The organism is Kitasatospora sp. NPDC058032, assembly GCF_042885845.1.
GTDB lineage: Bacteria > Actinomycetota > Actinomycetes > Streptomycetales > Streptomycetaceae > Kitasatospora.
In genome coordinates this window covers 35,257-58,480 of record NZ_JBHVRK010000009.1, presented here as the reverse complement: position 1 = coordinate 58,480, position 23,224 = coordinate 35,257, and the positions used below count along the sequence as shown (strand labels likewise).

20 protein-coding genes are annotated in these 23,224 nt (G+C 75.0%); 7 read left to right on the top strand and 13 right to left on the bottom strand.

Features of this window, described 5'->3' with window-relative positions:
• Nucleotides 1–47: 47 nt before the first annotated feature.
• Nucleotides 48–2,021: a tetratricopeptide repeat protein gene (locus ACFVUH_RS16855; protein ID WP_387913951.1), complete on the bottom strand. Its 1,974-nt coding sequence runs from the start codon at nucleotides 2,019–2,021 to the stop codon at nucleotides 48–50.
• A 345-nt stretch (nucleotides 2,022–2,366) separates the two neighbouring features.
• Nucleotides 2,367–3,275, bottom strand: coding sequence for a hypothetical protein (locus ACFVUH_RS16850; RefSeq protein ID WP_387913950.1), 909 nt, complete (start codon nucleotides 3,273–3,275; stop codon nucleotides 2,367–2,369).
• A 270-nt stretch (nucleotides 3,276–3,545) separates the two neighbouring features.
• Here ACFVUH_RS16850 and ACFVUH_RS16845 point away from each other — a divergent pair, with 270 nt between their 5' ends.
• Nucleotides 3,546–4,010: a phage tail protein gene (locus ACFVUH_RS16845; protein ID WP_355363493.1), complete on the top strand. Its 465-nt coding sequence runs from the start codon at nucleotides 3,546–3,548 to the stop codon at nucleotides 4,008–4,010.
• 37 nt (nucleotides 4,011–4,047) lie between these two features.
• Here the strand turns inward: ACFVUH_RS16845 and ACFVUH_RS16840 are convergent, their stop codons facing one another.
• From ACFVUH_RS16840 to ACFVUH_RS16800, 9 genes are all read right to left on the bottom strand, one after another.
• Nucleotides 4,048–4,800, bottom strand: a complete 753-nt coding sequence (locus tag ACFVUH_RS16840; RefSeq protein ID WP_387913948.1) for a VIT family protein — start codon at nucleotides 4,798–4,800, stop codon at nucleotides 4,048–4,050.
• Nucleotides 4,801–5,004: 204 nt separating this feature from the next.
• Complete coding sequence (locus tag ACFVUH_RS16835; protein WP_387913947.1) at nucleotides 5,005–6,087, bottom strand: glycerate kinase; 1,083 nt, start codon at nucleotides 6,085–6,087, stop codon at nucleotides 5,005–5,007.
• Entirely contained in the window at nucleotides 6,084–6,938 is an 855-nt protein-coding gene (locus tag ACFVUH_RS16830; protein WP_355363509.1) for a sugar phosphate isomerase/epimerase family protein, read from the bottom strand. Before ACFVUH_RS16830 ends, ACFVUH_RS16835 begins: the two co-directional genes overlap by 4 nt.
• On the bottom strand, nucleotides 6,935–8,083 hold the full coding sequence (locus tag ACFVUH_RS16825; RefSeq protein WP_387913945.1) for a dihydrodipicolinate synthase family protein: 1,149 nt from the start codon (nucleotides 8,081–8,083) through the stop codon (nucleotides 6,935–6,937). The genes ACFVUH_RS16830 and ACFVUH_RS16825 overlap by 4 nt, the downstream gene beginning before the upstream one ends.
• A 118-nt stretch (nucleotides 8,084–8,201) precedes the next feature.
• Nucleotides 8,202–9,353 carry a Gfo/Idh/MocA family protein gene (locus tag ACFVUH_RS16820; RefSeq protein WP_387913943.1) on the bottom strand — a complete coding sequence of 384 codons (1,152 nt, stop codon included), beginning with the start codon at nucleotides 9,351–9,353 and terminating at the stop codon, nucleotides 8,202–8,204.
• A gap of 130 nt (nucleotides 9,354–9,483) precedes the next feature.
• On the bottom strand, nucleotides 9,484–10,464 hold the full coding sequence (locus ACFVUH_RS16815) for a hydroxyacid dehydrogenase (protein WP_355363644.1): 981 nt from the start codon (nucleotides 10,462–10,464) through the stop codon (nucleotides 9,484–9,486).
• Between the two features lie 119 nt (nucleotides 10,465–10,583).
• Entirely contained in the window at nucleotides 10,584–11,489 is a 906-nt protein-coding gene (locus ACFVUH_RS16810; protein WP_355363515.1) for a carbohydrate ABC transporter permease, read from the bottom strand.
• Nucleotides 11,486–12,427 (bottom strand): carbohydrate ABC transporter permease, encoded by a 942-nt coding sequence (locus ACFVUH_RS16805; RefSeq protein ID WP_380715115.1) that lies wholly within the window; start codon nucleotides 12,425–12,427, stop codon nucleotides 11,486–11,488. Before ACFVUH_RS16805 ends, ACFVUH_RS16810 begins: the two co-directional genes overlap by 4 nt.
• Complete coding sequence (locus tag ACFVUH_RS16800; RefSeq protein WP_387913941.1) at nucleotides 12,424–13,782, bottom strand: ABC transporter substrate-binding protein; 1,359 nt, start codon at nucleotides 13,780–13,782, stop codon at nucleotides 12,424–12,426. Before ACFVUH_RS16800 ends, ACFVUH_RS16805 begins: the two co-directional genes overlap by 4 nt.
• 325 nt (nucleotides 13,783–14,107) lie before the next feature.
• Between ACFVUH_RS16800 and ACFVUH_RS16795 the strand changes: the two genes are divergently transcribed.
• Both ACFVUH_RS16795 and ACFVUH_RS16790 read left to right on the top strand, forming a co-directional pair.
• The gene (locus ACFVUH_RS16795) at nucleotides 14,108–16,093 is read left to right on the top strand and encodes a DUF2264 domain-containing protein (RefSeq protein ID WP_387913939.1); all 1,986 of its coding nucleotides are present in this window, start codon (nucleotides 14,108–14,110) and stop codon (nucleotides 16,091–16,093) included.
• 6 nt (nucleotides 16,094–16,099) lie between these two features.
• Nucleotides 16,100–16,882 (top strand): sugar phosphate isomerase/epimerase family protein, encoded by a 783-nt coding sequence (locus ACFVUH_RS16790; RefSeq protein ID WP_387913937.1) that lies wholly within the window; start codon nucleotides 16,100–16,102, stop codon nucleotides 16,880–16,882.
• Between the two features lie 90 nt (nucleotides 16,883–16,972).
• On the opposite strand, the gene ACFVUH_RS16785 is transcribed toward ACFVUH_RS16790, so the two are convergent.
• Nucleotides 16,973–18,088, bottom strand: coding sequence for a substrate-binding domain-containing protein (locus ACFVUH_RS16785; RefSeq protein WP_387913935.1), 1,116 nt, complete (start codon nucleotides 18,086–18,088; stop codon nucleotides 16,973–16,975).
• 272 nt (nucleotides 18,089–18,360) lie between these two features.
• Between ACFVUH_RS16785 and ACFVUH_RS16780 the strand changes: the two genes are divergently transcribed.
• The 4 genes from ACFVUH_RS16780 (at nucleotide 18,361) to ACFVUH_RS16765 (ending at nucleotide 22,433) form a co-directional block, all read left to right on the top strand.
• A complete protein-coding gene (locus ACFVUH_RS16780) occupies nucleotides 18,361–20,160 on the top strand; it encodes a beta-galactosidase family protein (RefSeq protein ID WP_387913933.1) in 1,800 nt (599 codons plus the stop codon).
• Between the two features lie 159 nt (nucleotides 20,161–20,319).
• A complete protein-coding gene (locus ACFVUH_RS16775; RefSeq protein ID WP_355363527.1) occupies nucleotides 20,320–21,384 on the top strand; it encodes a substrate-binding domain-containing protein in 1,065 nt (354 codons plus the stop codon).
• Between the two features lie 154 nt (nucleotides 21,385–21,538).
• On the top strand, nucleotides 21,539–21,793 hold the full coding sequence (locus tag ACFVUH_RS16770; protein ID WP_355363529.1) for a hypothetical protein: 255 nt from the start codon (nucleotides 21,539–21,541) through the stop codon (nucleotides 21,791–21,793).
• A gap of 139 nt (nucleotides 21,794–21,932) precedes the next feature.
• Nucleotides 21,933–22,433, top strand: a complete 501-nt coding sequence (locus ACFVUH_RS16765) for a GNAT family N-acetyltransferase (protein WP_387913930.1) — start codon at nucleotides 21,933–21,935, stop codon at nucleotides 22,431–22,433.
• Between the two features lie 31 nt (nucleotides 22,434–22,464).
• Here the strand turns inward: ACFVUH_RS16765 and ACFVUH_RS16760 are convergent, their stop codons facing one another.
• Nucleotides 22,465–22,977 (bottom strand): hypothetical protein, encoded by a 513-nt coding sequence (locus ACFVUH_RS16760; protein ID WP_387913928.1) that lies wholly within the window; start codon nucleotides 22,975–22,977, stop codon nucleotides 22,465–22,467.
• Between the last annotated feature and the right edge of the window lie 247 nt (nucleotides 22,978–23,224).

The window sequence follows — 23,224 nt, the reverse complement described above, 5'->3', positions numbered from 1 at the left end:
AGTAGTGGCGTCCCGGGGCCGGCCCGTGGTCGGCCCCGGGGCGGGGTTCAGCGGGCCCGTTCCCGGGCCAGCTCGGCGCGCAGTTCGGCCCGCAGCTCGGGGTCCGGGCCGGGGGCGGCGGCAAGTGCGCGGGTGAAGTCCTCGACGGCGGCGGAGCGGTTGCCGAGCCGACGGTGGGCCAGTCCCCGGTTGTAGAGGGCGAGGGGGTCGGGGTCCAGGGCGATGGCGCGGTCCAGGTCGCCGACGGCGCCGGGGACGTCGCCCCGTTCGAAGCGGACCGCCGCGCGGTTGGCCCACGCGGTCGGCAGTTCGGGGGCGCGCTCGACGGCCTGGGTGAGCAGGGCCTCGGCCTCGGGGAGGCGGCCGCGTTCGGACTCGACCAGGCCGAGCACGCACAGCAGGTGGGGCTGGCCGGGGGACAGGCTCAGGCCCGCGTTCGCGTCGCGTTCGGCGAGGTCGGGCTCGCCGCTGTCCAGGTACAGGCCGGCCCGGTTGACCAGCGCGTCGAGGTGGTCGGGGGCGATCCGCAGGGTCCGGTCGAGGTCGGCCAGGGCCGCCTGCGTCCGGCCCAGGTCGGTGTGGGTCTCGGCGCGGTTGTAGTACGCCTCGGGAAGGTGCGGACCGAGGCGGATCGCGGTGCCGTAGTCGGCGATCGCATCGTCCGGCCGCCCGGTGGCCCGGTGGAGGGCGGCCCGGTCGACGTAGTACTCGGCGTTCTGCGGGTCCTGCGCGATCACCGCGTCGAGATCGGCGAGCGCGCGGTCCGGATCGCCCAGCGCGAGGTGCAGCTGGGCCCGGTTGTGCACCAGCCGGGCGCGGTCCTGGGGGCGTTCGCCGGGCGCCAGGGTCTCGGCGAGCCTCGCGATGCCCTCCTCGACCGTCCGCAGTGCCGCCGCGTGGTCACCGGCCCGGCTGTCCAGCAGGGCCAGGCCCTGGCGGTGGAAGACGGTGGTGACGGCGCGCTCGCGCGGGTCGTCGATCTGCCCGGCGAGCGTGAGGGCGCGCTCCAGCCAGGTGCGGGCGGCGGCCAGGTCCCGGGCGGGCGCCGGAAGGTGGCGGGCGTGCAGCATGGCGGTGGAGTAGGCGGCGGACAGGTGGATCCTCGGCTCGTCGGTGACCTGCCGGGCGTGGTCGTAGAGCGCGAGCGCCTCCGCCGGGCGGTCCAGGGCGGTCAGCGCGGTGGCCAGCATGGTGGTGAAGGCCCACCAGTTCCGGGTGTCCGCCGACGGGGTGACCAGCGGCAGGCCGCGCTCGGCCAGCCGGACGGCGTGCTCGTAGAAGCCGCTGTTCAGGGCCGAGCCGAGGGCGGTGCGCAGCGCGTCGACACCGTCGGTGGCCGGGCGGGTGCCGCGTTCGCGGTGGTAGGGGATCGCGCCCAGCTGCCAGGACCAGTCGCCGGTGGCGGCCAGTTCGTCGGCGCGTTCGTCGTGCCAGGCGGGGTCGTGGGCCGGGGCGGCGTCCTCGGTGGCCGGCCCGGACGGGGCGACGGCGAGGGGCCGGGCGAACTCGGCGACGGTCTCCGCGAGCGCGTCGGGCAGTGAGGCGCCACCGACGTACAGCCTCAGCCGGGACGGGTCGACGCGCCGCAGCAGGACGTCGATGAGTTCGACGGTGGTGGCGTCCGCCTGGTCCAGCCGGTCGAGCACGACGGCGGCCGGCGCCCTGCGCCCCGCCGCCCAGGCCGCGACGAACTCGCCGGTCCCGTAGGCGAGATGACGGGTGCGTCGGGCCGGGTGGAACCTGATCTGGACGTCCGCGACGTCCAGGGCCGCGACGGCCTCGGTGGCCCACGGCATCGCTGGCTTCAAGTCCCTTACCGCGCAGAGGAGTTCGACCTGGTGGCGGGCCACCAGTGGGGAGTGCCCCTGGTCGAGGACGAGGCGGCGGACGAACTCACCGACTCCGCCGTAGGGGCCGCGTTGCCAGACCCGGCAGTCGAAGGTGCCCAGGAGCCCTTCGGCTCCGGCGGCCGCCGCGCGCCGGTCCCGGGGCCGGGGTGCCTCCAGCCAGACGTGCCGCATGCTCGACTGACTCCTCCTCGCGCCGACGGGCCCGCTGCGGGCTGCCGGTGGCCGTCGCTTCCGACGGTGGCTGCCGCCTGGTGGCGCGCCGGGGCTCCTGGAACGCCCGGCACGCCACCGGTGTCAGTGGTGGTGCGCCGGAGTTACCAGCACCACTCGAACCAGAGCCGGCGGGTGTTGCCGGTCAGCGCGACGGTGCCGGACTTACGGATCGTCATCTTCCGCATGTCTGTCTCCTTCGGTGTGGGGGTGGTCGTCCGGGACTCGGGGCGACCTCTGTTCATGGTGTGATAAGTCACATGGCCTGTCAAGGAATTGGAGACTCCGCTTCCGGCGGATGCCGGGTCAGTCCGGCAGGCCCTTGAAGCCGCCGAGCAGCGCCGCGAGGGCCCGCTGCGCGGCCGGATACGCCTCCTCGGCGGCGGGGGTTTCGGACGTGCTCGTCGAGACGTGGTTCTTGCCGACCTTGACCACTTCGACCAGGACGCGGCCGTTGGTGCCGTAGAACACCGCCTCGCCGTAGTCGACGGGCGCCGGGCCGGGCTTGGAGGCGGCCAGCAGATCGCCGTCGGGCGCGAGCCTCCCGTCCGGACCGATGGTCCAGCCCGGGGTCCTCGGCGGGGTGGTGGCGGCCGAGGTGGCGGGGGTCGACCTGCTGAGCACGGCCACACCGGGGCCGTCCGGTCCCGAGGTGATCCCCGCGGTGGTCAGCACCGGCGCCGTGGAAAGTGCCGGCGCGGTCGCCGTCGCGGGGTGGTCGGTGCTCGTGACCTTGCGCGGTTCGCACGCGCGGCCGGCCGTCACCAGGTCGGTGAGCACTTTGGTCTTGTCCGCGTCGCGCGCGAGCACGTACACGCTCACCCACAGACCGTCGGCCTCGGCAGGGACCCGCAACTCGTAGAGCGCCGGAACAGGCACGACCGGAACCCCCGCGCGGTCCTTGTCGAGGATCTGCACGCCGACCTGCGGCTGCTCCAGCCGGCAGGGCGTGAGGGTCAGCTGCTTTCCCGGCTCGGGACGGAACACCTGGCCGCCGCGCAGCCCCGCGGTTCCGGAGATGTACACCGACTCGACGATGTTCCGGAGGTGGCCGGACGCGAACTCGCCGGCCTCGATGTCCTCCGCCGCGCTCCCTGTCGTGCTCCCCGCCGAGGCCGTGTCCGCGGCCGGGGTGCTGCCCCCGGAGCATCCGCTCGCTGCCAGGCAGGCGATCGTCAACACCACTGCCGCCCAAAGGCGTTCGGTCGTTCCCATACCGCAGACGCTACCGGTGCCGCTCGCCCGCCGTACGGTCAACGGCCAACCGCGCCGACGGTGGCGGGCGCGGAACCGACCGGCCGCCGGCCCGGGGCGGCCCCGCCGCGGCGGACACGCCGTTCGGCCGTTCCCGGGGCGGGAGGCGGCGGATTGTTACGATCGACGCCCCCGCCGTCGCCGGACCGGTGCACAGGCACACCCCGAACGGGCCGCTCCATGGCCCGCGGCGCCGTTGATGCGGTCGAGGCCGTTGAGAGGGAGTCCGTCATGACCTACACCGTGGATTTCGCCACCGTGTCGACCGTCGGCCTGGAGTCGTCACCCGTCGCGGAAGCGCTCGCCGGGCTCCGCGCCAACGAGGCCCGCTACTTCAAGAACAAGTACGACCACGTCTTCACGGTGGAACGCGCGGAGGACGCCGCGGAGGTCGTCGACTGGGTGCACCGCATCCTCCGGGAGGAACGCGAGATCGTCATCGCGTCCAGGCCGCTGGAAGCCACGGCGTTCCAGGTCGAGAACATCCGGATGGCCTACGTCTTCTACGAGAGCGGCCTGTCGGTCAACGTGATGTACACCGTGGACGATTCCGGGAAGCGGGCGGTCGGGTTCAAGCTCTCCGACGGGATGGAGGTCCCCGAGGAACTCGCCCCACGGTTCAAGTTCGCACGGCAGAAGTCGAAGCTCGCCGGCACCATCCGCGGATCGTTCTTCGTCATCAAGAACGAGTACTGAGCTCCGGAGGGGACGGAGTGTTCCGGGCCGCGGGACCTCAGAGTGTGGAGGCGTGCAGCAGGGCTCCGGCCGCGTAGGTGATCGCCATGGCCAGGGCGCCGCCGGCGACGTTGCGCAGGACGGCGGGCCGGACGGGCGCCCTGCCGAGGCGGGCGGAACCCCAGCCGCACACGGCGAGGGCCACGAGCACGGAGGCCACGGTCACCGCGATCCGGGCGTCGGCCGGCGGCAGCACGATGGCCAGCAGCGGCAGCAGGGCGCCGACCGTGAACGCCGCGAAGCTGGCCCCGGCGGCGTGCCACGGGTTGGTGAGCTCCTCGGGGTCGATGCCCAGCTCGACCTCGGCGTGTGCGGCCAACGGGTCGTGTGCCGTCAGTTCCACCGCGACCTGCCGTGCCAGCTGGGGCGTCAGGCCCTTGGCGACGTACAGGCCGGTCAGCTCGTCGAGCTCCTCCTGCGGCGCGGTGGCGAGCTCGCGTCGCTCCTGCGCCAGCGCCGCCCGCTCGGAGTCCCGCTGGGTGCTGACCGAGACGTACTCCCCGGCGGCCATCGACAGCGATCCGGCCAGCAGCCCGGCCAGACCGGCGGTCAGGAGCTCGCTCGACGTGGCCTGCGCACCCGCCACGCCCACCACGAGCCCGGCCGTCGACACCACCCCGTCATTGGCCCCCAGCACCGCGGCGCGGAGCCAGTTCAGCCGGCCGCCCAGGCCGCCCGCCTCGTGCGGTTCGCCGCGGTGCCTTCCGGCCGCCGCGACGGGTTTCCCCGGGTCGTCGTCCGCGTTGCCCATCTGCGGAGTATGGCAGCCGGCGGCGGTGGGCGGGGGAAGACCCACCGCGACGGCGGCGGACCGGGTGTCACGCGGCCGCGACGTACCGCTCGACCAGATCGCGCTCGGCGTCCCGCAGACAGGAGGCGGCCGGGCGAACCACGCGGGTGATCCGCTCCTCCCGCCCGGGCACCGCGCGGCGGCACCCGGGGCACGGTCGGCTGGTCAGCCGGTGGGGTGGGTGCGGGCCAGGTGGGCGCCGGCGGTGGTGAGCCAGTGGGCGGCCCGGTGGCGGGCGTCGGCCGGGTCGCCGGACAGCTCCGTGAGGGTGAGCGCGGCGGGGTCGGCGGACTCGCCGGCGACGACCCGGGCGGGGACGTCGGCCCGCCGCGCGCAGGTGAGGACCTCGCCGACCGCCTTGCCGAGCAGACTGGTGCCGTCGAACCGGCCCTCACCGGTGATCACCAGGCCGGCCCCGGCGAGGGCCTCGTCGAGTCCGGTGAGCCCGGCCACCGCCGCCGCACCGGGGACCACCTGGGCGCCCCAGGCGGTCACCAGGCCGTAGGCGGTGCCGCCGGCCGCGCCCGATCCGGGGAGGTCCGGGTCGCCCCCGAGCAGTTCGGCGAAGCGGCGCAGCCCTGCCTCCAGCAGGGCGGTCCCGTCCTGGTCGGCGCCCTTCTGCGGTCCGTACACCGCGGCCGCTCCGCCGGGGCCGAGCAGCGGATTGGTGACGTCGGTCAGCACCCGGACACCGCCCGCCGGGGCGGCGCGCAGGGCGGTGCGATCGAGCCGGACGGCCCGGGGGAGGGCGCCGCCGCCGTCCGGGAGGTCGGCGCCGGTGTCGTCCAGCAGCCGCAGGCCGAGGGCGGCCAGCAGCCCGGCACCGCCGTCGGTGGACGCGGAGCCGCCGAGCGCGACGGTCACCCGCCGCGCACCGGCGTCCAGCGCGGCGGCGATGGTCTCGCCGGTGCCGCGGGTGCCGGCGGTGAGCGGGGCGAGGGCGCCGCCGAGCAGCGGCAGGCCGCCGGTGTCGGCCAGTTCGACCAGCGCGGTGCCGTCCGGCAGCAGTGCGTAGCGTCCGGTGACCGGCCGCCCGTCGGGGCCGGTGCAGCCGGGGACCGGGTGCAGGACGGCGCCGGGCAGGGCCGCCGCGAGTGCGTCGAGTGTGCCCTCCCCGCCGTCGGCCATCGGACGGATCAGCAGCTCGTCGTCCGGCCGCACCGAGCGCCAGCCGGCGGCCAGGGCGAGGGCGGCGTCCCGGGCGCCGACGGTGCCCTTGAAGGAGTCGGGCGCGACGACGACCCTCACGGCGAGGCCAGATGGGTGAGGTGGCGCTCGATCAGGGTGCGCAGCGTCAGCTCGCCCGGGGTGTCCCAGATCTCCTGGTTGAAGATCTCGACCTCGATCCAGCCCTCGTACCCGGCGGCGGTGACCAGGCCGGTGAGGGCGCGGAAGTCGATGTGGCCGTCGCCCACGTGGCCGCGGCCGAGCAGGGCGTCGGCGGGCAGCGGCAGGGTCCAGTCGCACACCTGGTAGGAGGCGATCCGGCCCTCCCGCCCGGCGCGGGCGATCTGCTCGGGCAGCGCCGGGTCCCACCAGACGTGGTAGCTGTCGACGACCACGCCGACCTGCCGGGCGGGGTGCGGGGCGGCGAGGTCGAGCGCCTGGCCCAGGGTGGAGACCACCGCGCGGTCGGCGCAGAACATCGGGTGCAGCGGCTCGATCGCCAGCCGCACGCCGAAGTCGCCCGCGTGCGGCGCGAGTTCGGCGAGCAGGTCGGCGACGGCGGCGCGCGCGCCGACCAGGTCGCGGCTGCCCGCCGGCAGGCCGCCGACGACCAGCACCAGGGTGTCGGTGCCGAGTTCGGCGGCCTCCTCGATGGCCAGCAGGTTGTCGGCGAGCGCGGCCCGGCGCTGCTCGGGCCCGTCGGCGGTCAGGAAACCGCCCCGGCAGAGGCTGCTGACGGCGAGCCCGGCGTCCCGGCACAGCTTCGCGGAGCGGGCCAGGCCGGTCTCGGCGACCTTGTCGCGCCACAGCCCGATGGCCGGGATGCCGGCGTCCGCACAGCCCCGCACGGCCTCCGGCAGGCTCCAGCCCTTGGTGGTGATCTGGTTGAGCGACAGCCGGTCGAGGCCGGTCACCGCGGGGGAGCCGCTCATGCCGCCACCCCCGCGACCGCGAGCAGCCGGCGCATCCGGTCGGCCGCGAGATCCGGGTCGGGGAGCACCCCGGCCGCGTCCGCGAGCCGGAACAGCTCCACCAGGTGGGGCAGCGAACGCCCGCTCTGCGCACCGCCGACCATGGTGAAGTGGTCCTGGTGGCCCGCCAGCCAGGCGAGGAAGACCACGCCGGTCTTGTAGTGGAAGGTCGGCGCGGCGAACAGGTGCCGGGCCAGCGGCACGGTCGGTGCGAACAGCTCCTCGTAGCGGTCGAGGTCGCCCTCGTCGAGCGCCCGCAGCGCCGCCGCGGCGATGGCCGCGATCGGGTCGAAGACGCCCAGCAGGGCGTGGCTGTGGCCGCGTTCGTCGCCGCGGATCAGCTCGGGGTAGTGGAAGTCGTCACCGGTGTACATCCGCACGCCGGGCGGCAGCGCGCGGCGCAGCGCGATCTCGCGGTCGGCGTCCAGCAGGGAGACCTTGATGCCCTCGATCCGGTCGGCGTGCGCGCCGATCAGCTCCAGCACGGTGGCGGTGGCCGTGTCGAGGTCGGCGGAGCCCCAGTAGCCGGACAGCGCCGGGTCGAACATCTCGCCGAGCCAGTGCAGCAGCACCGGCCGGTCGGAGCCGGCGATCAGCCCGCCGTACACCTCCAGGTAGTCCTCCGGGCCGCGCGCGGCGGCGGCCAGGGCGCGGCTGGCCATCAGGATCGGCTGCGCGCCGGCCTCCTGGACCACGGTCAGCTGCTCCTCGTAAGCGGCGCGGACGGCGGCCGGCGCGTGGGCGCCGGGGGCGAGCTGGTCGGTGCCGACGCCGCAGGCCAGCCGGCCGCCGCAGGCGCGGGCCGCGGCCCCGGAGCGGGTGATCAGCTCGCGGGTGGCGGGCCAGTCGAGGCCCATGCCGCGCTGGGCGGTGTCCATCGCGTCGGCCACGCCCAGGCCCAGCGACCACAGGTGGCGGCGGAAGGCGAGAGTGGAGTCCCAGTCGACGGCGGCGGGTGCGCCGGGTGCGTTGTCGCCCAGCGGGTCGGCGACCACGTGGGCGGCGGCGAAGGCCGTCCGCGAGCGGGCGGCGTCGGGGGAGGCGGGCAGCACGGCGGGCTCGCGCAGCCGGATCCGGCCGTGGCCGGGCAGGTCGATCTCGGTCATGGTGTCAGCGCAATCGTCTCGTCGGCGGGCGGCTGCGGGGCGGTCGGTTCCCCGGCGGCCGGGTGCGGGGCGGCCGGCCGGGGTGCGGCCGACGTGTCGGGGTGCGGCCGGCGGGCCGTCACAGGGACAGCTCGGGAACGTCCAGCCGGCGCCCCTCGCGGGCGGAGCGCAGGCCGAGCTCGGCGAGCTGCACGCCCTTGGCGCCCTCCAGCAGGTCCCAGTGGTACGGGGAGCCGGTGGTCACGTGGCGCAGGAACAGCTCCCACTGCGCCTTGAAGCCGTTGTCGAACTCCTCGTTGTCCGGCACCCGCTGCCACTGCGTGCGGAACGGCTCGGTCACCGGCAGGTCCGGGTTCCAGACCGGCTTGGGGGTGGCGGCGCGGTGCTGGAAGCGGCACTCGCGCAGGCCGGCGACCGCGCTGCCCTCGGTGCCGTCCACCTGGAACTCCACCAGCTCGTCGCGGTCCACCCGGACCGCCCAGGAGGAGTTGATCTGGGCGGTGATGCCGCCCTCCAGCTCGAAGACGCCGTACGCGGCGTCGTCGGCGGTGGCCCGGTAGACCTGCCCGCGCTCGTCCGTCCGCTCCGGGATGTGGGTGGCGGTGTGGGCGTACACCGAGCGGACCGGGGCGATGATGCCGTCCAGCACGTAGCGCCAGTGCGGGAACATGTCGAGGACCATGCCGCCGCCGTCCTCGGCGCGGTAGTTCCAGGACGGCCGCTGGGCCTGCTGCCAGTCGCCCTCGAAGACCCAGTAGCCGAACTCGCCGCGCACGGAGAGGATCCGGCCGAAGAAGCCGCCGTCCACCAGCCGCTTGAGCTTGCGCAGGCCGGGGAGGAAGAGCTTGTCCTGCACGGCGCCGTTGCACACGCCGGCCTCGCGGGCGAGCCGGGCGAGGTCGAGCGCGGCCTCCAGCGACTCGGCGGTGGGCTTCTCGGTGTAGATGTGCTTGCCGGCGGCGATCGCCGTGCGCAGCGCGGTCTCCCGGGCGGGGGTGACCTGGGCGTCGAAGTAGATCTCGGCGAGCGGGTGGGCGAGGGCCTCGTCGAGGGAGGTGGTCCAGTGGGTGAGGCCGTGCCGGTCGGCGAGGTCCTTGAGCTTGTCGGCGTTGCGGCCGACCAGGATCGGCTCGGGCCACAGTGTCTCGCCGTCGCCGAGCGGCAGGCCGCCCTGCTCGCGGATGGCGAGGATGGAGCGGACCAGGTGCTGGCGGTAGCCCATCCGGCCGGTCACGCCGTTCATGACGATGCCGATCACCCTGCGGGACATGGGGGTTCTCCGATTCGTTGCTGGTGCGGGGAGCGCGTAGTGCGGGGGCACGCGTGACGGGGCGCGTGGCGAGGCACGTGCGGCGGTGCGCGTGGTGAGGGGCCGCGCGGCACAGGGGCGCGGCGCGCGATCACGCGGTGCGGTGGACGTCCTCGGCGAGGACGGGGTGGGCGAAGGGCTGCCCGGCGGTGTAGCGGGCGAGCTCGTCCGCGGCGGCGGCGGCCATCCGGTGCAGCTCGCCGCCGAGCGAGCCGGCCACGTGGGGGGTGAGGAAGACGTTCGGCAGGTCGTAGAGCGGGGAGTCGGCGGGCAGCACCTCGGGCTCGGTGACGTCGATGACGGCGCCGAGGCGCCCGGAGGCGACCTCGCGCACCAGCGCCTCCTGGTCGACCAGGGAGCCGCGCGAGGTGTTGACCAGGGTGGTCCCGTCAGCCATCAGGGCGAGCCGGCGGCCGTCGATCAGGTGCCGGGTGGCCGGCAGTTCGGGGGCGTGCACGCTCACCACGTCGGAGGCGGCGCAGAGTTCGTCCAGGCCGACGGAGCGCGCGCCGAGCCGGGCGGCCTCGGCGGGGTCGACGTACGGGTCGTGCAGCAGCAGGTCCAGGTCGTGCGGGCGCAGCAGTTCCAGTACCCGCCGGCCGATCCGGGAGGCGCCGACGATGCCGACGGTGCGCCGGTAGTTGCCCGCCGTGGCGTACGCCAGCTGCCAGTCGTACGGGGCGCGGCGGCTGCGGTACTCCTCGCGGATCGGCAGTAGCCGCTTGTTGGCGAGCAGTACGACGGCGACGGTGTACTCGGCGACCGGCAGGGCGTTGGCCCAGGCCGCCGAGGTGACCTGCAGGCCGCGGCGCCAGCAGGCCTCGGTGACGTGGTGCTTGACCGAGCCGGCGGCGTGGATCACGGCGCTCAGCCGCGGGGCGGCGGCCAGCACCTCTTCGTCGATCGGCGGGCAGCCCCAGCTGGAGACGATCACCTCGGCGTCGGCGAGCGCGGCGCGGGCCTCGGGGGTGGTGAAGTCGTCCAGGACGAGCGCCGGGTCGAGGTCGGCCAGCGCGGTGAGCCGGGCCATCGTGTGCGGGTCGATCAGGCGGCCGGCGAGCTCGCGGTGCATGGCGAGGACGGCGCGGGGGCGGCAGGCGGGCCGGCCGTCTGGCACGGTGGTCTCCCGGTCGGGCGTAGGGGCGGACGCGGTCGCGGCGGCGGTGTCCGCGGCGGTGGCGGGGTTCGGGTTCACTTGACGCTCCCTGCGGTCAGGCCGGCCTTCCAGTGCCGCTGGAGCAGCACGAACGCGAGCACGAGCGGCACGACGGCGAGCAGCGAGCCGGTGATGACCAGCGGGTAGTACTCGGGGAAGGCCTTGGTCTGGGCGTTCCAGCTGAACAGGCCGAGGCTGACCGGGAACAGCTTGCTGTCGGAGAGCATCACCAGCGGCAGGAAGAAGTTGTTCCAGATGGCGGTGAACTGGAACAGCAGCACGGTCACGAAGCCGGGCATCACCATCCGCAGCCCGATCGACCAGAAGGTCCGCAGCTCCCCGGCGCCGTCCATCCGGGCGGCCTCCAGGACCTCGTTCGGCACGTAGCCGGCGCAGAACACCCGGGCCAGGTAGACGCCGAAGGGGTTGACCAGCGAGGGCAGGAAGACCGCCCAGAAGGTGTTGACGATGCCGAGCTCGGAGGCCAGCAGGTACATCGGCAGGGCGAGCGCGGTGGTGGGCACCAGCACGCCCAGCAGCACCAGGCCGAACAGCTTCTCCTTGCCGGGGAAGCGGTAGACGTGGAAGGCGTAGCCGGCCGCGACGCACACCAGTGCGCACAGCACGGAGCCGATCCCGGCGTACAGCAGCGAGTTGAGGTACCAGCGGAAGTAGATGCCGTCGCCGGTGGTGGCCAGGTCGTGCAGGTTCTGCCCGAGCCGGAAGTTGTCGGCGCCCAGGGCGTTCCCGCCGAGCAGGTCCGCGGTGTTCTTGGCGGAGGCCGTGAGCAGCCAGCCGAGCGGCCACAGGGTGTAGACGGTGGCCAGGACCAGGGTGCCGTTGACGGCGGCCTTGGAGAGCGTCCAGGGGCGGCGCGGGCGGTTGGCGCGGTCCGGGCGGCGCGGCGGGGCGTCGGCGGGGCGGGTGGCGGTGGTGGTCATGCGTCGGCCTCCCGCCGGCGGTCGGAGCGGCCCCGGGTGAGCCGGGTGACGGCGAAGGAGAGTCCCGCCGCGGCGAGGGCCAGCAGCACCGAGGCGGAGGCGGCGAGCCCGTAGTCGTGGCGCTCGAAGGCGGCCGTGTAGGCGTACATGTTGGGGGTCCAGGAGGAGGTGACGCCCGGGGAGGTGCCGTAGAGGATCATCGGCTCGGTGAACAGCTGGAGCGAGCCGATGACGGTGAACAGGCCGACCATGGCGATCGACGGCCGGATCAGCGGCACCTTGATGCTCAGCGCGGTGCGCAGCGGTCCGGCGCCGTCGACGACGGCGGCCTCCAGCACCGAGCGGTCGATGGCCTGCAGGGCGGCGTAGAAGATGACCAGGTTGTAGCCGGTCCACTGCCACAGCGCCATGTTGACCACGGCGGGCAGCGGGTGGCCGAGCGGGTCGGGCTGGGTGCCCAGGGACTCGAGCGCGTCGAGCACGGGGCTGATGCCGGGGGTGTAGAGGTACATCCACAGCAGCGCGGCGATGATGCCGGGCACGGCGTGCGGGATGAACAGCGTCAGCTGGAAGAAGCGCCGGGCGCGGGCCAGCGTGGAGTCCAGCAGCAGGGCCAGCACGAGCGCCAGGCCGGTCATCAGCGGGATGTAGATCAGGCAGTACTGGGCGGCGGTCAGGAAGCCGCCGCGGAACGCCTCGTCGCTCAGCGCCCGGGTGTAGTTGCCGAGCCCGGTGAAGACCGTCTCGGCGTCGCCGAAGCCGAGGCCGGAGCGGTGTTCGGTGAACAGGCTGAGCCGGATCGCGTAGCCGATCGGGATCAGCGTGCACGCGGTGAAGAGCAGGAGGAAGGGGGCGAGCAGCACGGCGGGCGCCCCGTACCGCCCGCGTCGCCGGCCGGCGACGCGGGCGGTACGGCCGGGATGGGTGCCGGAGGTCACTGGGCGACCTTCAGTCCGCGGTTCTTGAACTCGGCGACGGTGGCCTGCTGCGCGGTGGTGAGCGCCTCGTCGATGGTGCCGCTCTTGCCGGCGACCTTGCCGAAGGAGTCCTTCAGCGAGCCGTTGGTGACGCCCATCGCCGGTCCCCAGGTCCAGCCCTGCTTGATGGACTTGGCGGCGTCGGAGTAGAGGGCGTAGAGGTCCTGGCCGCCGTAGAAGTCGGTGTTGAAGGCCTGCTTGGCGACCGGCACCAGCTCGGTGGCGGCCGGGTAGGCGGAGGAGGTGCCGGAGGAGATCCGGGCCTTGAAGCCGTCGGCGGTGGTGGTCGCCCAGGTGGCGAACTCGACGGCGGCCTTGGCCTTCTTGCTGTCCTTGGACACCGCGAAGGTGGTGCCGCCGAGCATGCCGCTGGCGGGGGTGCCGTCCCAGCTGGGCAGCGGCGCGGCCGCCCAGGTGCCGTTGACCTCGGGGGTGGTGCCGACGTTGGCCTTCAGGACGCCGCCGCCCCAGGTCGCGCCGAGGTAGCCGGCCGTCTCGCCCTTCTGCAGGGAGGCGGTCCACTGCTGGCTGAAGGACGGCATGACCCGCACCAGGTCCTCGTCGGCCAGCTTCTGCCAGTACTCGGAGACCTTGCGGGTCTCCGGCCCGGTCAGGTCGGCCTTCCAGGACTCGTCGGCGGCGGTGAACCAGTGGGCGCCGTTCTGCCAGGCCATCGCCTCGAAGGTGGTCGGGTCGTCGGGGAAGAAGGTGGCGATGCGGGTGTCGGGCTGGGCGGCCTTCAGCTGCTGCGCGGCGGTGCGGAACTCGTCCCAGGTCCTGGGGACGGTGATGCCGGCCTTGGCGAAGAGGTCCTTGCGGTAGTAGAAGACCTGGGGGGCGGCGTCCAGCGGCAGGGCCCAGGTCCGGCCGCCGAGCGAGGTGAGCTCGACGGCCTGCGGCAGGTACTTGGCCTTGAGGTCGGCGCCGACGAGCTTGCCGATGTCCTGGACGGCGCCCTGGCTGACGAAGTCCGGCAGCTGCGGGTACTCGATGTTGAAGACGTCGGGGGCGTTGCCGGCCTTGACCGCGTTGGAGATCTTGGCGTAGCCGCCGGCCGCGCCCGCCGGGATCTCCTCGAAGGTGACCTGGATGTTCGGGTGGCTCGCGTTGAACGCGGCGACCACGTCCTTGGTGCCCTTCGCCCAGCCCCAGAACGTCAGGCTGACCGGCTTGCCGTCGTCCGTGGCGGCGGCGGCGGACCCGGCCCCGTCGCCGCTGCTGCCGCAGGCGGCGAGCACGGTGACACCGAGCGCGGTGGCGGTGGCCGCGGCGGCGAGGCGGAGGGCTCTGCGCCGGGAGAGGGGGGTCGAGCGCATCGGTGGGCTCCTTAGGGCGAGGGTGCGCGGGCTGCGGAACGGTCGGCTCCGACCGGAACCCGCAGAGGGTGGGGGCGATTGGCTGTCATCCTGAGCAGGTCGGCGATCGGAGTCAAGAGATTTGGATCAAATGATCCGACCTGATCGGCCTGACCGGCGCCCGGCGGCACCCCTGTGAGCACCGGAAATGCCGGAAAATCTGGGCAATCGGCCACCTCGGCGGCAAGGTCACAATCCGATCAAGCCGCTCATTTGATCGCCTCGGCTTGACGAATGATCAGGCGCTGCCTAGATTCCGGCTCACCACCCGATCACGGAGGACCTCATGCGCCTGCCCCCGGAGGACCGCGACCTCAGCCCGCACACCGGCTGGACCAGGGAGCACTGGGAGGCGGTGGCCGACACCCTGCTGACCGCGGTCCGCCCGTACGCCGGCCCCGCCGGCGCGCTGATCGACCTGCCCGGCCCCCGCCCGAGCTGGTCCGGACGGCGCTCCGACGGCCTGGAGGGCTTCGCCCGCACCTTCCTGCCCGCCGCCCTGCGGGTGGCCGGCGCGGGCGGCGCCGACCCGCACGGCCTGCTGGCGCACTACGCCGCCGGACTCGACGCCGGCACCCGCACCCCCACCGGCGAACGCGACCTCGCCGACGGCGACCTCGAGTCCTGGCCGCTGATCACCGACCGGGGCCAGGCCATGGTCGAGGCCGCCTCCATCGCCTTCGCGCTGCGCCTCACCCGCCCCTGGCTCTGGGACCGGCTGCCCGGACCCGTCCGCGACCGCGTCGGCCGCTGGCTGGCCGACGCCCTGCACCGCGCGCCCAACGACAACAACTGGTGGCTCTTCCCGATGTCCGTCGGCGGCTTCCTCGCCGAGGCCGGCATCGCCGAGAACCAGGCCCGCGCCGCGGTCCGCCGCGGACTGGAGAACATCGACCGCTGGTACCTCGGCGACGGCTGGTACACCGACGGCCGCCCCCGCGCCTTCGACCACTACAACGGCTGGGCCCTGCACCTCTACCCCGTCCTGCACGCCCACCTCGCCGACGACCGGGCCCTGCGCGCCGTGTACGGCGAACGCCTCGCCGCCCACCTGGCCGGCTACGCGCACACCTTCGGGGCCGACGGCGCGCCCGTCCACCAGGGCCGCTCGCTCACCTACCGCTTCGCCGCCACCGCCCCGCTCTGGGCCGGGGCCCTCACCGGCCACACCCCGCTCGCCCCCGGCACCACCCGCCGCCTCGCCTCCGGCGCCCTGCGCCACTTCCTCGACCGCGGCGCCGTCGACGAGCGGGGCCTGCTCACCCTCGGCTGGCACGGACCCGACCTGCGGCTCGTCCAGCCCTACTCCGGCCCGGCCTCCCCGTACTGGGCCGGCAGCGCCTTCCTCGGCCTGCTGCTCCCGCCCGGCCACCCGGTGTGGACCGCACCCGAGGACCTCGCGCCCGCCGAGCGGCGCGACACCGTCCTCGCCCTGTCCGGACCCGGCTGGCTGGTGCAGTCCACCGCCGCCGACGGTCTGGTCCGGCTGCACAACCACGGCAGCGACGACCAGCCCGCGGACGCCGTGGGCCCCGACGACCCGCAGTACGCGCGGCTCGCCCACTCCACCGCCACCGGGCCGTCCCTCGACGGACCCGCCGACAACCACCTCGCCCTGCTGACCGACGCCGGACCCACCCAGCGCGGGCGCATCCACCCCCTGGGCACCGGGCCCGGCTGGGCCGCCTCCCGCTGGCACCCCCGCGTCGGCGGCCGTGAACTGCCCGGCTTCACCGTCACCTCGCTCACCCTGGCCCACGGCGCCGAGGAGGTCCGCGCCCACCTGGTGACCGGCGGGCCGGCCGGCACCCCGGTCACCCAGACCGGCTGGGCCGTCGCGGGCCGGCGCACCGAGCAGCCCGCCGTCGCCGGTACCGGGCGGCCACTCGGCGCCGACGCCGCCGCCGCACAGCACGCCGCCATCGGCGTCCGCGCGGACGGCCGGCTGGCCTCCGAGCTGCGCGCCCTGCACGGCTTCACCGTCGCCGACAGCCAACGGGTCCCCGGCGGCACCGCCTTCGGCCCCGAGGCGGCACTGCCCCGGCTCACCGGGGAACTGCCCGCCGACGGCCCCGCCCTGTTCGCCTGCGCCGCCCGGCTCACCGCCGCCGAGCACCCGCCCGCCCTCGCCGACGCCGTCACCCTGGAGGCCCGCCCGGACGAGCGCGACCCGGCGGCCGTCGTCCTGACCGTGCGCCCGGCCGGCGCCCCGGCCCTGCGGATCCGGCTGGCGCCCGGCGCGGTCACCGTCCACCCCGCCGCACAGGACTGAAGCGCCGTGCCCCTCGCCCTCGCCACCCTCGGCCTGCCCGGGCTCCCGCTCGACCGGACCGCCGCCCTCGCCGCCGAGCACGGCTGGCACGGCCTCGAACTGCGCTGCGCCGACGACCAGCCGGTCCGCCTCGGGCTGGACGCGGAGGAGCGCCGGCGCACCGCCCGGCTACTGGCCCGGGCCGGCCTGCTCCCGCTGACCCTCGCCTCCTACGTCGGCGTCGCCGCCCCCGGGCCGGACGCGTCGGTGCTCGCCGCGCTGACCGCCCACCTGCGGCTGGCCGCCGACCTCGGCTGCCGGTACCTGCGGGTCTTCCCGCACGGCGGCCCCGGAGCGGCTGCCGAGGCCGACGAGCGCGCGGTCCGCAGGCTGCGCGCGGCGGCCCCGCGGGCAGCGGCCCTCGGCGTGCGGATCCTCGTCGAGACCCACGACTCGCACCGCGCCGGCGCCGCGCTGGCACCGCTGCTCGACCGGGTGGACCACCCCGCCGTCGGCGCGCTCTGGGACCTGCTGCACACCTGGCTCGCCGGTGAGATCCCGGCACAGACCCATCGGGCGCTCGGCCCCCACCTGGGGTACGTGCAGGTCAAGGACGTCGCCTCGGCGGACGACCTCACCCCGCTGGCGCTCGGCGCGGGCGTGCTGCCGATCGCCGACTGCCTGCGCCTGCTGCCGCCCGGCTCCTGGGCGGCCTGGGAGTACGAGGCCCCCTGGCACCCGCGTGCCGCGCCCCTCGCGCCGCGGCTGGGCCCGGGGGCGCGACACCTGTCCGCGCTGCTGCCGGAGTAGCCGGACCGGCCGGGCTTCCGGGCTGCACGGCTGCCGGACTCGCCGGATCGGCCGGTCGACGGCGAAGCTCCGCGGCGGGCGCCGCGCCCCTCACCCCAGGGGCGCGGCGCCCGTTCGTGCCGCCGCCTGCTCGGCCCCGCAGGAGGCGCGCACGTGCAGCACCGGGAGCAGCGCCGTGCGGTGCACCGGCAGTTCGGCGCCGGCCGCCAGCCGGCGCAGCAGCAGATCGACCGCCGCCGCGCCCACCGCGCGCTTGGGCGGGGCGACGGCGGTCAGCGGGGGCGCGGCGAGCGCGGCGAAGACGTCGTCGTAGGCGACCAGCGCCACGTCCGCGGGCACCGACAGACCGTGCGCGCGCAGCAGCGGCGGCAGCCGCAGCGCGTCCTGGTCGTTGTGGACGAGCACCGCCCGGGTTCCGGACCGCACGGCCTCGGCGATCCGCGCCACCAGCGGCTCGGGGTCGGCCGGCACGTTGCCGGGTCCGAGCGTGTCCAGCGCCGGCAGGTCGGGCAGCCCGAGCAGCCGGGCGCCCTCCCGGTACCCGGCCCGCACCTCGGCGGCCGTCCAGGAGTCGCCCCGGGCGGCCAGCAGCACGCTCCCGTGGCCGAGCCCGGCCAGGTGGCGCAGGGCGCTCAGCACTCCGTGGCGGTGATCGGAGGCCACCGTGTCCAGCCCGGAGCCGGGGCCGTCCGGGGTGGGGGAGCGGCGCTCCACCAGGACGGCGGGCACCGGCAGGGTGTCCAGCCAGGCGTAGTCCTCGGCCGCCCGGCCGGGGACCAGCCCCGGGGCCAGCAGCAGGCCCTCGGCGCCGGACTCCAGCAGGCGCTCGGTCTGCAGCCGGTCGCCGCCCGCGCCGTACGGGGCGATGCCCAGGACCAGCCGGGCCCCGGTGGCCGCGGCGGCGGCCCGGGCACCGGCGATCACCTCGTCGAAGTAGGAGCCGACCGAGGGCACCAGCAGGCCGAGGGCGCGGCCCGCGCCGGGGCCGGGGGCGATCGGCGCTCCGGCGGCGTCCGGGCGATCCAGGGAGACGAAGCCGTGCGAGCGGGAGAGCCGGCCGGCGTCGGCGAGCGCGGCGACGTCACGGCGGACCGTCACGGCCGGGATGCCCAGCCGGTCGGCCAGCTCCGTGAGGCGCACCCGCCCGCCGAGCTCACCGACGGCCGACACGATCAGCCTGCGGCGCTCTTCCCCCGAAATGGCCATCCCGGCCTCCCTCTGTCGTGCCCGCGGAAGCGTCGCCCGGAAGCGGTCTGCCGATGATATTCCGATCGAAGAGTATCGTTCGATCGAAAATTGATCAATAATGCCGATGATCGCCGATCGATTGACCGTGCGATCACCGAACTCCTAGGGTGACCCCGGTGGCCGCCGCCGACCCGTCCGCGGCCACCCGCGCAGCCGTGCGCCCGGACCCACCCGGACCCACCCGAGGTCCCACGCCCCCTCACTCCCGCTCCCCTCCCGCGGAGGACCCGATGGCCGACCAGGCCCCCCACCCCGCCCTCACCACCGACGGCGACACCTTCCTGCGCGACGGACGTCCGCACCGGATCGTCTCCGCCGCCGTCCACTACTTCCGCATCCGCCCCGAACAGTGGACCGACCGCCTCACCCGGCTGCGGGCCATGGGCGTCAACACCGTCGAGACCTACGTCGCCTGGAACTTCCACCAGCCCACGCCCGACCGCGCCGACTTCACCGGCGACCGCGACCTCGCCGCCTTCGTCCGCGCCGCCGGCGACCTCGGCCTCGACGTCATCGTCCGCCCCGGCCCCTACATCTGCGCCGAGTGGGAGTTCGGCGGCCTGCCCGGCTGGCTGCTCGCCGACCCCGCGATGCGGCTGCGCCGCCTGGACCCGCCCTTCCTCGCCGCCGTGGAGGCCTGGTTCGACCACCTGGTGCCCGTGCTGCTCCCGCTGCTCTCCTCCCACGGCGGCCCGGTGGTCGCCGTCGCCGTGGAGAACGAGTACGGCAGCTACGGCAACGACACCGCCTACCTCGAACACCTGAGGGACGCCCTGGTCACCCGCGGCGTCGACGTCCTGCTGTTCACCGCCGACGGCGCCGAGGACGGCTTCCAGCTCGGCGGCCGGGTGCCCGGACTCCTCACCACCGGCACCTTCGGCTCCCGCCCCGAGGAGTCCCTCGCCTGCCTGCGCCGCCACCAGCCGGTCGGCCCGCTGGTCACCATGGAGTACTGGTGCGGCTGGTTCGACCACTGGGGCACGCCGCACCACGTGCGCGACGCCCGGGACGCCGCCGAGGTGCTCGACGCCCAGCTCGCCGCCGGCGCCTCGGTCAACATGTACATGGGCCACGGCGGCACCAACTTCGGCTGGTGGAACGGCGCCAACCACGACGGCACCACCTACCGGCCGGATGTCACCAGCTACGACTACGACGCCCCGGTCGGCGAGGCCGGCGAACTCACCGAGAAGTTCCGCCTCTTCCGCGCGGTGATCGAACGCCACCTCGGCCCCAACCCCCACCCGCTGCCGCCGCTGCCCGCACGCCTCGCCCCCCGCACCGCCCCCGTCACCGCGAGCCGCCCCCTGCTGGGCGACCGCGGCGCCCTCGGTGAGCTCTCCACCGCGCACCACCTCCCCGAGCCCCGCCCGATGGAGGAACTCGGCCAGAACCTCGGCCTCATCCACTACCGCACCCGCCTGCGCGGCCCGCTCGCCCACGGCGAGCTGCGGGTGGACGGCCTCGCCGACCGCGCCCAGGTCTTCCTCGACGGCGAACCCCTCGGCGTCCTCGACCGCAACCACCCCGAGCAGGCCCTCCCGCTGCGGGTCCCCGAGGGCGGCGCCGTGCTCGACCTGCTCGTCGAGAACCTGGGCCGGATCAACTACGGCCCACTGCTGCACGACCCCAAGGGCATCACCGGCGGCGTCCGGGTCGACCGGCAGTACCAGTTCGGCTGGGAGGTGCGCCCGCTGCCCCTCGACGACCCGACGACCCTCGCCCTCGGCGCGCCCTCCACCGCCGACGGGCCCGCCTTCCACCGCGCCGAACTGACCGTCGACACCCCCGCCGACGGCTTCCTCGCCCTGCCCGGATTCACCAAGGGCATGGTCTGGTTGAACGGGTTCGCGCTCGGCCGCTACTGGGACCTCGGCCCGCAGCGCACCCTCTACGCCCCGGCGCCACTCTGGCGGGCCGGCGCCAACGAACTGCTGATCCTCGAACTCCACAGCCCCGGCGACCACGTCGCACTGGTCGAGGGCCCCGACCTCGGCCCCGTCGTCCCCGAGGAGCGCTACGGCTCCTGACCCCCTGTCGCCCCGCGGGCACGCGCCGGCCCCCGGCCCGTGCCCGCGGGGCCGTCCGCCTCCGCGGGGACCAGGCACGGGCCGCCCGTCCGCCCCTCCGGTGACCGAGTGGTAGGTTCCTGTCCACTTCGACAGACCGGTCCACCGACAGGGAGTGCCATGCCGATCCCGGCGGACGATCGTCGTGCCCGCATCCTCGACACGGTGCGCGGCCTGGGCACCGTCCGGGTGGTGGACCTCGCCGAGCGGCTGGGCCTGCCCGCCGTCACCGTCCGCCGGGACGTCGCGACCCTCGCCGACGCCGGTCTGCTGCGCCGCACGCACGGCTCCGTCTCGTTCGGCGGCCCCACGGCCACCCCCGCCCCCGAACCGGTCCGCCCCGCCGAGGCCCCCACCCTGGGCCTGCTCGTCCCTGCCGTCGTGCAGTACTTCGACGAGGTGATCGCCGGCGCGCGCACCGCCGCCGCCGAGGCCGGCGTCCACCTGGTCCTCGGCATCTCCTCGTACGAGGCCAGCGCCGACCGCGTCCAGGTCGACCAGCTCCTCGCCTCCGGTGTCCAGGGCCTGCTGCTCGCCCCGAACTGGACCGCCGCCGACCGTCCCGAGGACCACGTCTGGCTGGCCGAACTCCCGGTCCCCGCCGTCCTGCTGGAACGCCGCCCGGCCCCCGGCAGCCCCGCCGCCGCCCTCGACGCGGTCGGCTCCGACCACCGGCACGGCGTCCTGCTCGCCCTGTGCCATCTCGTCGCCCTCGGCCACCGCCGGGTGGCGCTGGCGGCCCGCACCGACACCTGGACGGCCCACCAGGTCCGCCTGGGCTACGCCGAGGCCTGCCGCACGCTCGACCTGCCCGCCGAACCCGTCGTCGACGTCCGCACCCCGGCCGCCGGCGTCGACGACGTCGCCCACCGGCTCGCCGAGGCGGTCGCCGACGGGGTCGGGGCCGCACTCGTGCACAACGACCAGGACGCCCTGCAGCTGCTGCCGCTGCTGCGGACCAGGGGGGTACGGGTCCCCGAGGACCTCGCCCTGGTCGCCTACGACGACGTGTTCGCCGCCCTCGGCGCCCCGCCGCTGACCGCCGTGGCCCCGCCCAAGCGCGCCGTCGGCGCCGCCGCGGTGGACCTCCTGGTACGACGGCTGACCGCCACCGGGAGCGCCCTGCCGGTGCACCACCTGGACCTGCTGCCGGACCTGACGGTGCGCGAGTCCTCCGGAGCCTGACCGCCGCATCGCGGGCGTTCGCTCACGATTCCCGATCGATGGCAGTTGTCGCGCACCTGTCGGCCCTTCACCTCCGTTGCTACAGTCCCTGCTTGCCATCACACCGCACGTGCCCGGACTCCCCTCGATCCACCAGAGAAAGTGGAGCACAGCCATGGGTTCGCTTCCCCGCCGCACAGCCGCCGTCGCCCTCACCACGGCGGCCCTGCTGGGCCTCGCCGGTACCGCCACCAGCGCGTCGGCCACCACGATCAGGTACTTCAAGGCCTACGGCCCCAACCCGGCCGTCGCCGCCCCCCGCGCCTGGGCCGCCGCCCACGCCGCCGGGTACACCGACGCCCAGTGCGGCCAGGAGAACGAGGTGATCTCGCCCGGCTACTGGCAGGTCATCGTCACCTGCGTGAGCTGACCCCGCACCCGGAGAGGGCGGTGCCGACGCCGGCCGCACATCCGACCGGCCCCGGCACCGCCCACGCCCCGGTGCGGGGCGGTCTGCCGTCGATGGAAACCCCGGTCGCCCCGGCGCGCCGTCCGGATAGAGTTGCGCCGTGCCCGAGCTGAAGCAGTTGAACGCCGGCCTTGCCCCGGCCGTGCTGGCCTTCGAGCTGGCGAACCGTGCCTACTTCGCCGTCTCCGTTCCCGACCGGGGCGACGAGTTCTACGAGCACTTCGCGGACCGGTACAGCGCCCTGCTGGCCGAGCAGGAGGCCGGCATCTGCGCCTTCTACGTGCTGGTCGCCGAGGACGGCGCGGTGCTCGGCCGGTTCAACCTGTACGACCTCGAGGACGGCGCCGCCGGCCTCGGCTACCGGGTCGCGCAGCACGTCGCCGGCCGTGGCGTGGCGACCGCGACCGTCCGGGAGTTGTGCCGGCTGGCGGCGGAACGGCACGGGCTGCGCACACTGCGGGCCGCCACCACCCACGCCAATGCCGCGTCCCGGAAGGTGCTGACCAAGGCCGGGTTCGTCCCGGCCGGCCCCGCGGACCCCGCCGACCTCGGCGGTGAGCCGGGCACCTGGTACCGGTGCGAGCTGGCACTCAAGCCGTAGCCCACGCGCCGTTCGAGGCCCGAGAATCTCGCTACCGGTCGCGAACGAACCGGAAGTCGGCTCCTTCGCCCTCCTCGTGGTACAGCATGCTCCGCAGCGACCGGATCTCCGGGTCCCTCGCGGCGAACCCGGGGAGGTCGTGGGACAGGGCGACGGGAAGCGGTTGGTGGGCCGTGCGGAACTCCGCTGCGGGATCTGCGCCGATGAGCTCCAGCGCCCGGTACAGGAGTGCCATGTAGGGGATGACCTCGCGGGCATCCTGGGTGGTGGCCATCGCCAGTTGCACGGCCGCCAGCCCGTCGCGGGCGGCCCGCACGTCCTGGGTGCGCACAGCCAGCGTGGCCATCCGCCCGGCGAACGCCCCGAGAATCTCCGAGGCGTCGGGATGCATGAGGGGGAGGACCTCCGCCAGTCGACCGGGGCCGGAAGCGGCCCGCATGACCTCTTGGAGGGCCCGGTCCCGAGCGTTCGGAATCAGCCTCGGTCCGTATCCGTCGGCCCTTCGCGGATTCAGCGCGCGGTCCTGTGCCTTCGTCAGCCGCATGCCGGTCACTTCACCGTCGTCGGAGGAATCAGCGGTCCCAGCGTAGCCCGCGTCGGCGGAGGCCCGGCATGGCGGGCCGGGCGGGGAGCACAGGCACGGAGCAGTCGTGCGCCCGGCGCGCGTCACGCCGTCCACGCGCGCCCTGGTGCGGTCCGGCGCGGGCGGTCAAGCTTCCCGGGGTGGCCCGGCGGCCGGCCGGGTTCGCCGTCAGAGGATGCGCACGCCGACCGGAGGGTGGCGGCCTGCT

Excerpts from the sequence above, each read along its gene's own strand:
- ACFVUH_RS16810 (WP_355363515.1), bottom strand. The coding sequence starts at position 11,489 with ATGACCACCACCGCCACCCGCCCCGCCGACGCCCCGCCGCGCCGCCCG.
- ACFVUH_RS16830 (WP_355363509.1), bottom strand. The coding sequence starts at position 6,938 with ATGAGCGGCTCCCCCGCGGTGACCGGCCTCGACCGGCTGTCGCTCAAC.
- ACFVUH_RS16840 (WP_387913948.1), bottom strand. The coding sequence starts at position 4,800 with ATGGGCAACGCGGACGACGACCCGGGGAAACCCGTCGCGGCGGCCGGA.
- ACFVUH_RS16785 (WP_387913935.1), bottom strand. The coding sequence starts at position 18,088 with ATGGCCATTTCGGGGGAAGAGCGCCGCAGGCTGATCGTGTCGGCCGTC.
- ACFVUH_RS16845 (WP_355363493.1), top strand. The coding sequence starts at position 3,546 with ATGACCTACACCGTGGATTTCGCCACCGTGTCGACCGTCGGCCTGGAG.
- ACFVUH_RS16780 (WP_387913933.1), top strand. The coding sequence starts at position 18,361 with ATGGCCGACCAGGCCCCCCACCCCGCCCTCACCACCGACGGCGACACC.
- ACFVUH_RS16815 (WP_355363644.1), bottom strand. The coding sequence starts at position 10,464 with ATGCACCGCGAGCTCGCCGGCCGCCTGATCGACCCGCACACGATGGCC.
- ACFVUH_RS16770 (WP_355363529.1), top strand. The coding sequence starts at position 21,539 with ATGGGTTCGCTTCCCCGCCGCACAGCCGCCGTCGCCCTCACCACGGCG.
- ACFVUH_RS16850 (WP_387913950.1), bottom strand. The coding sequence starts at position 3,275 with ATGGGAACGACCGAACGCCTTTGGGCGGCAGTGGTGTTGACGATCGCC.
- ACFVUH_RS16820 (WP_387913943.1), bottom strand. The coding sequence starts at position 9,353 with ATGTCCCGCAGGGTGATCGGCATCGTCATGAACGGCGTGACCGGCCGG.
- ACFVUH_RS16800 (WP_387913941.1), bottom strand. The coding sequence starts at position 13,782 with ATGCGCTCGACCCCCCTCTCCCGGCGCAGAGCCCTCCGCCTCGCCGCC.
- ACFVUH_RS16775 (WP_355363527.1), top strand. The coding sequence starts at position 20,320 with ATGCCGATCCCGGCGGACGATCGTCGTGCCCGCATCCTCGACACGGTG.
- ACFVUH_RS16855 (WP_387913951.1), bottom strand. The coding sequence starts at position 2,021 with ATGCGGCACGTCTGGCTGGAGGCACCCCGGCCCCGGGACCGGCGCGCG.
- ACFVUH_RS16760 (WP_387913928.1), bottom strand. The coding sequence starts at position 22,977 with ATGCGGCTGACGAAGGCACAGGACCGCGCGCTGAATCCGCGAAGGGCC.
- ACFVUH_RS16795 (WP_387913939.1), top strand. The coding sequence starts at position 14,108 with ATGCGCCTGCCCCCGGAGGACCGCGACCTCAGCCCGCACACCGGCTGG.
- ACFVUH_RS16825 (WP_387913945.1), bottom strand. The coding sequence starts at position 8,083 with ATGACCGAGATCGACCTGCCCGGCCACGGCCGGATCCGGCTGCGCGAG.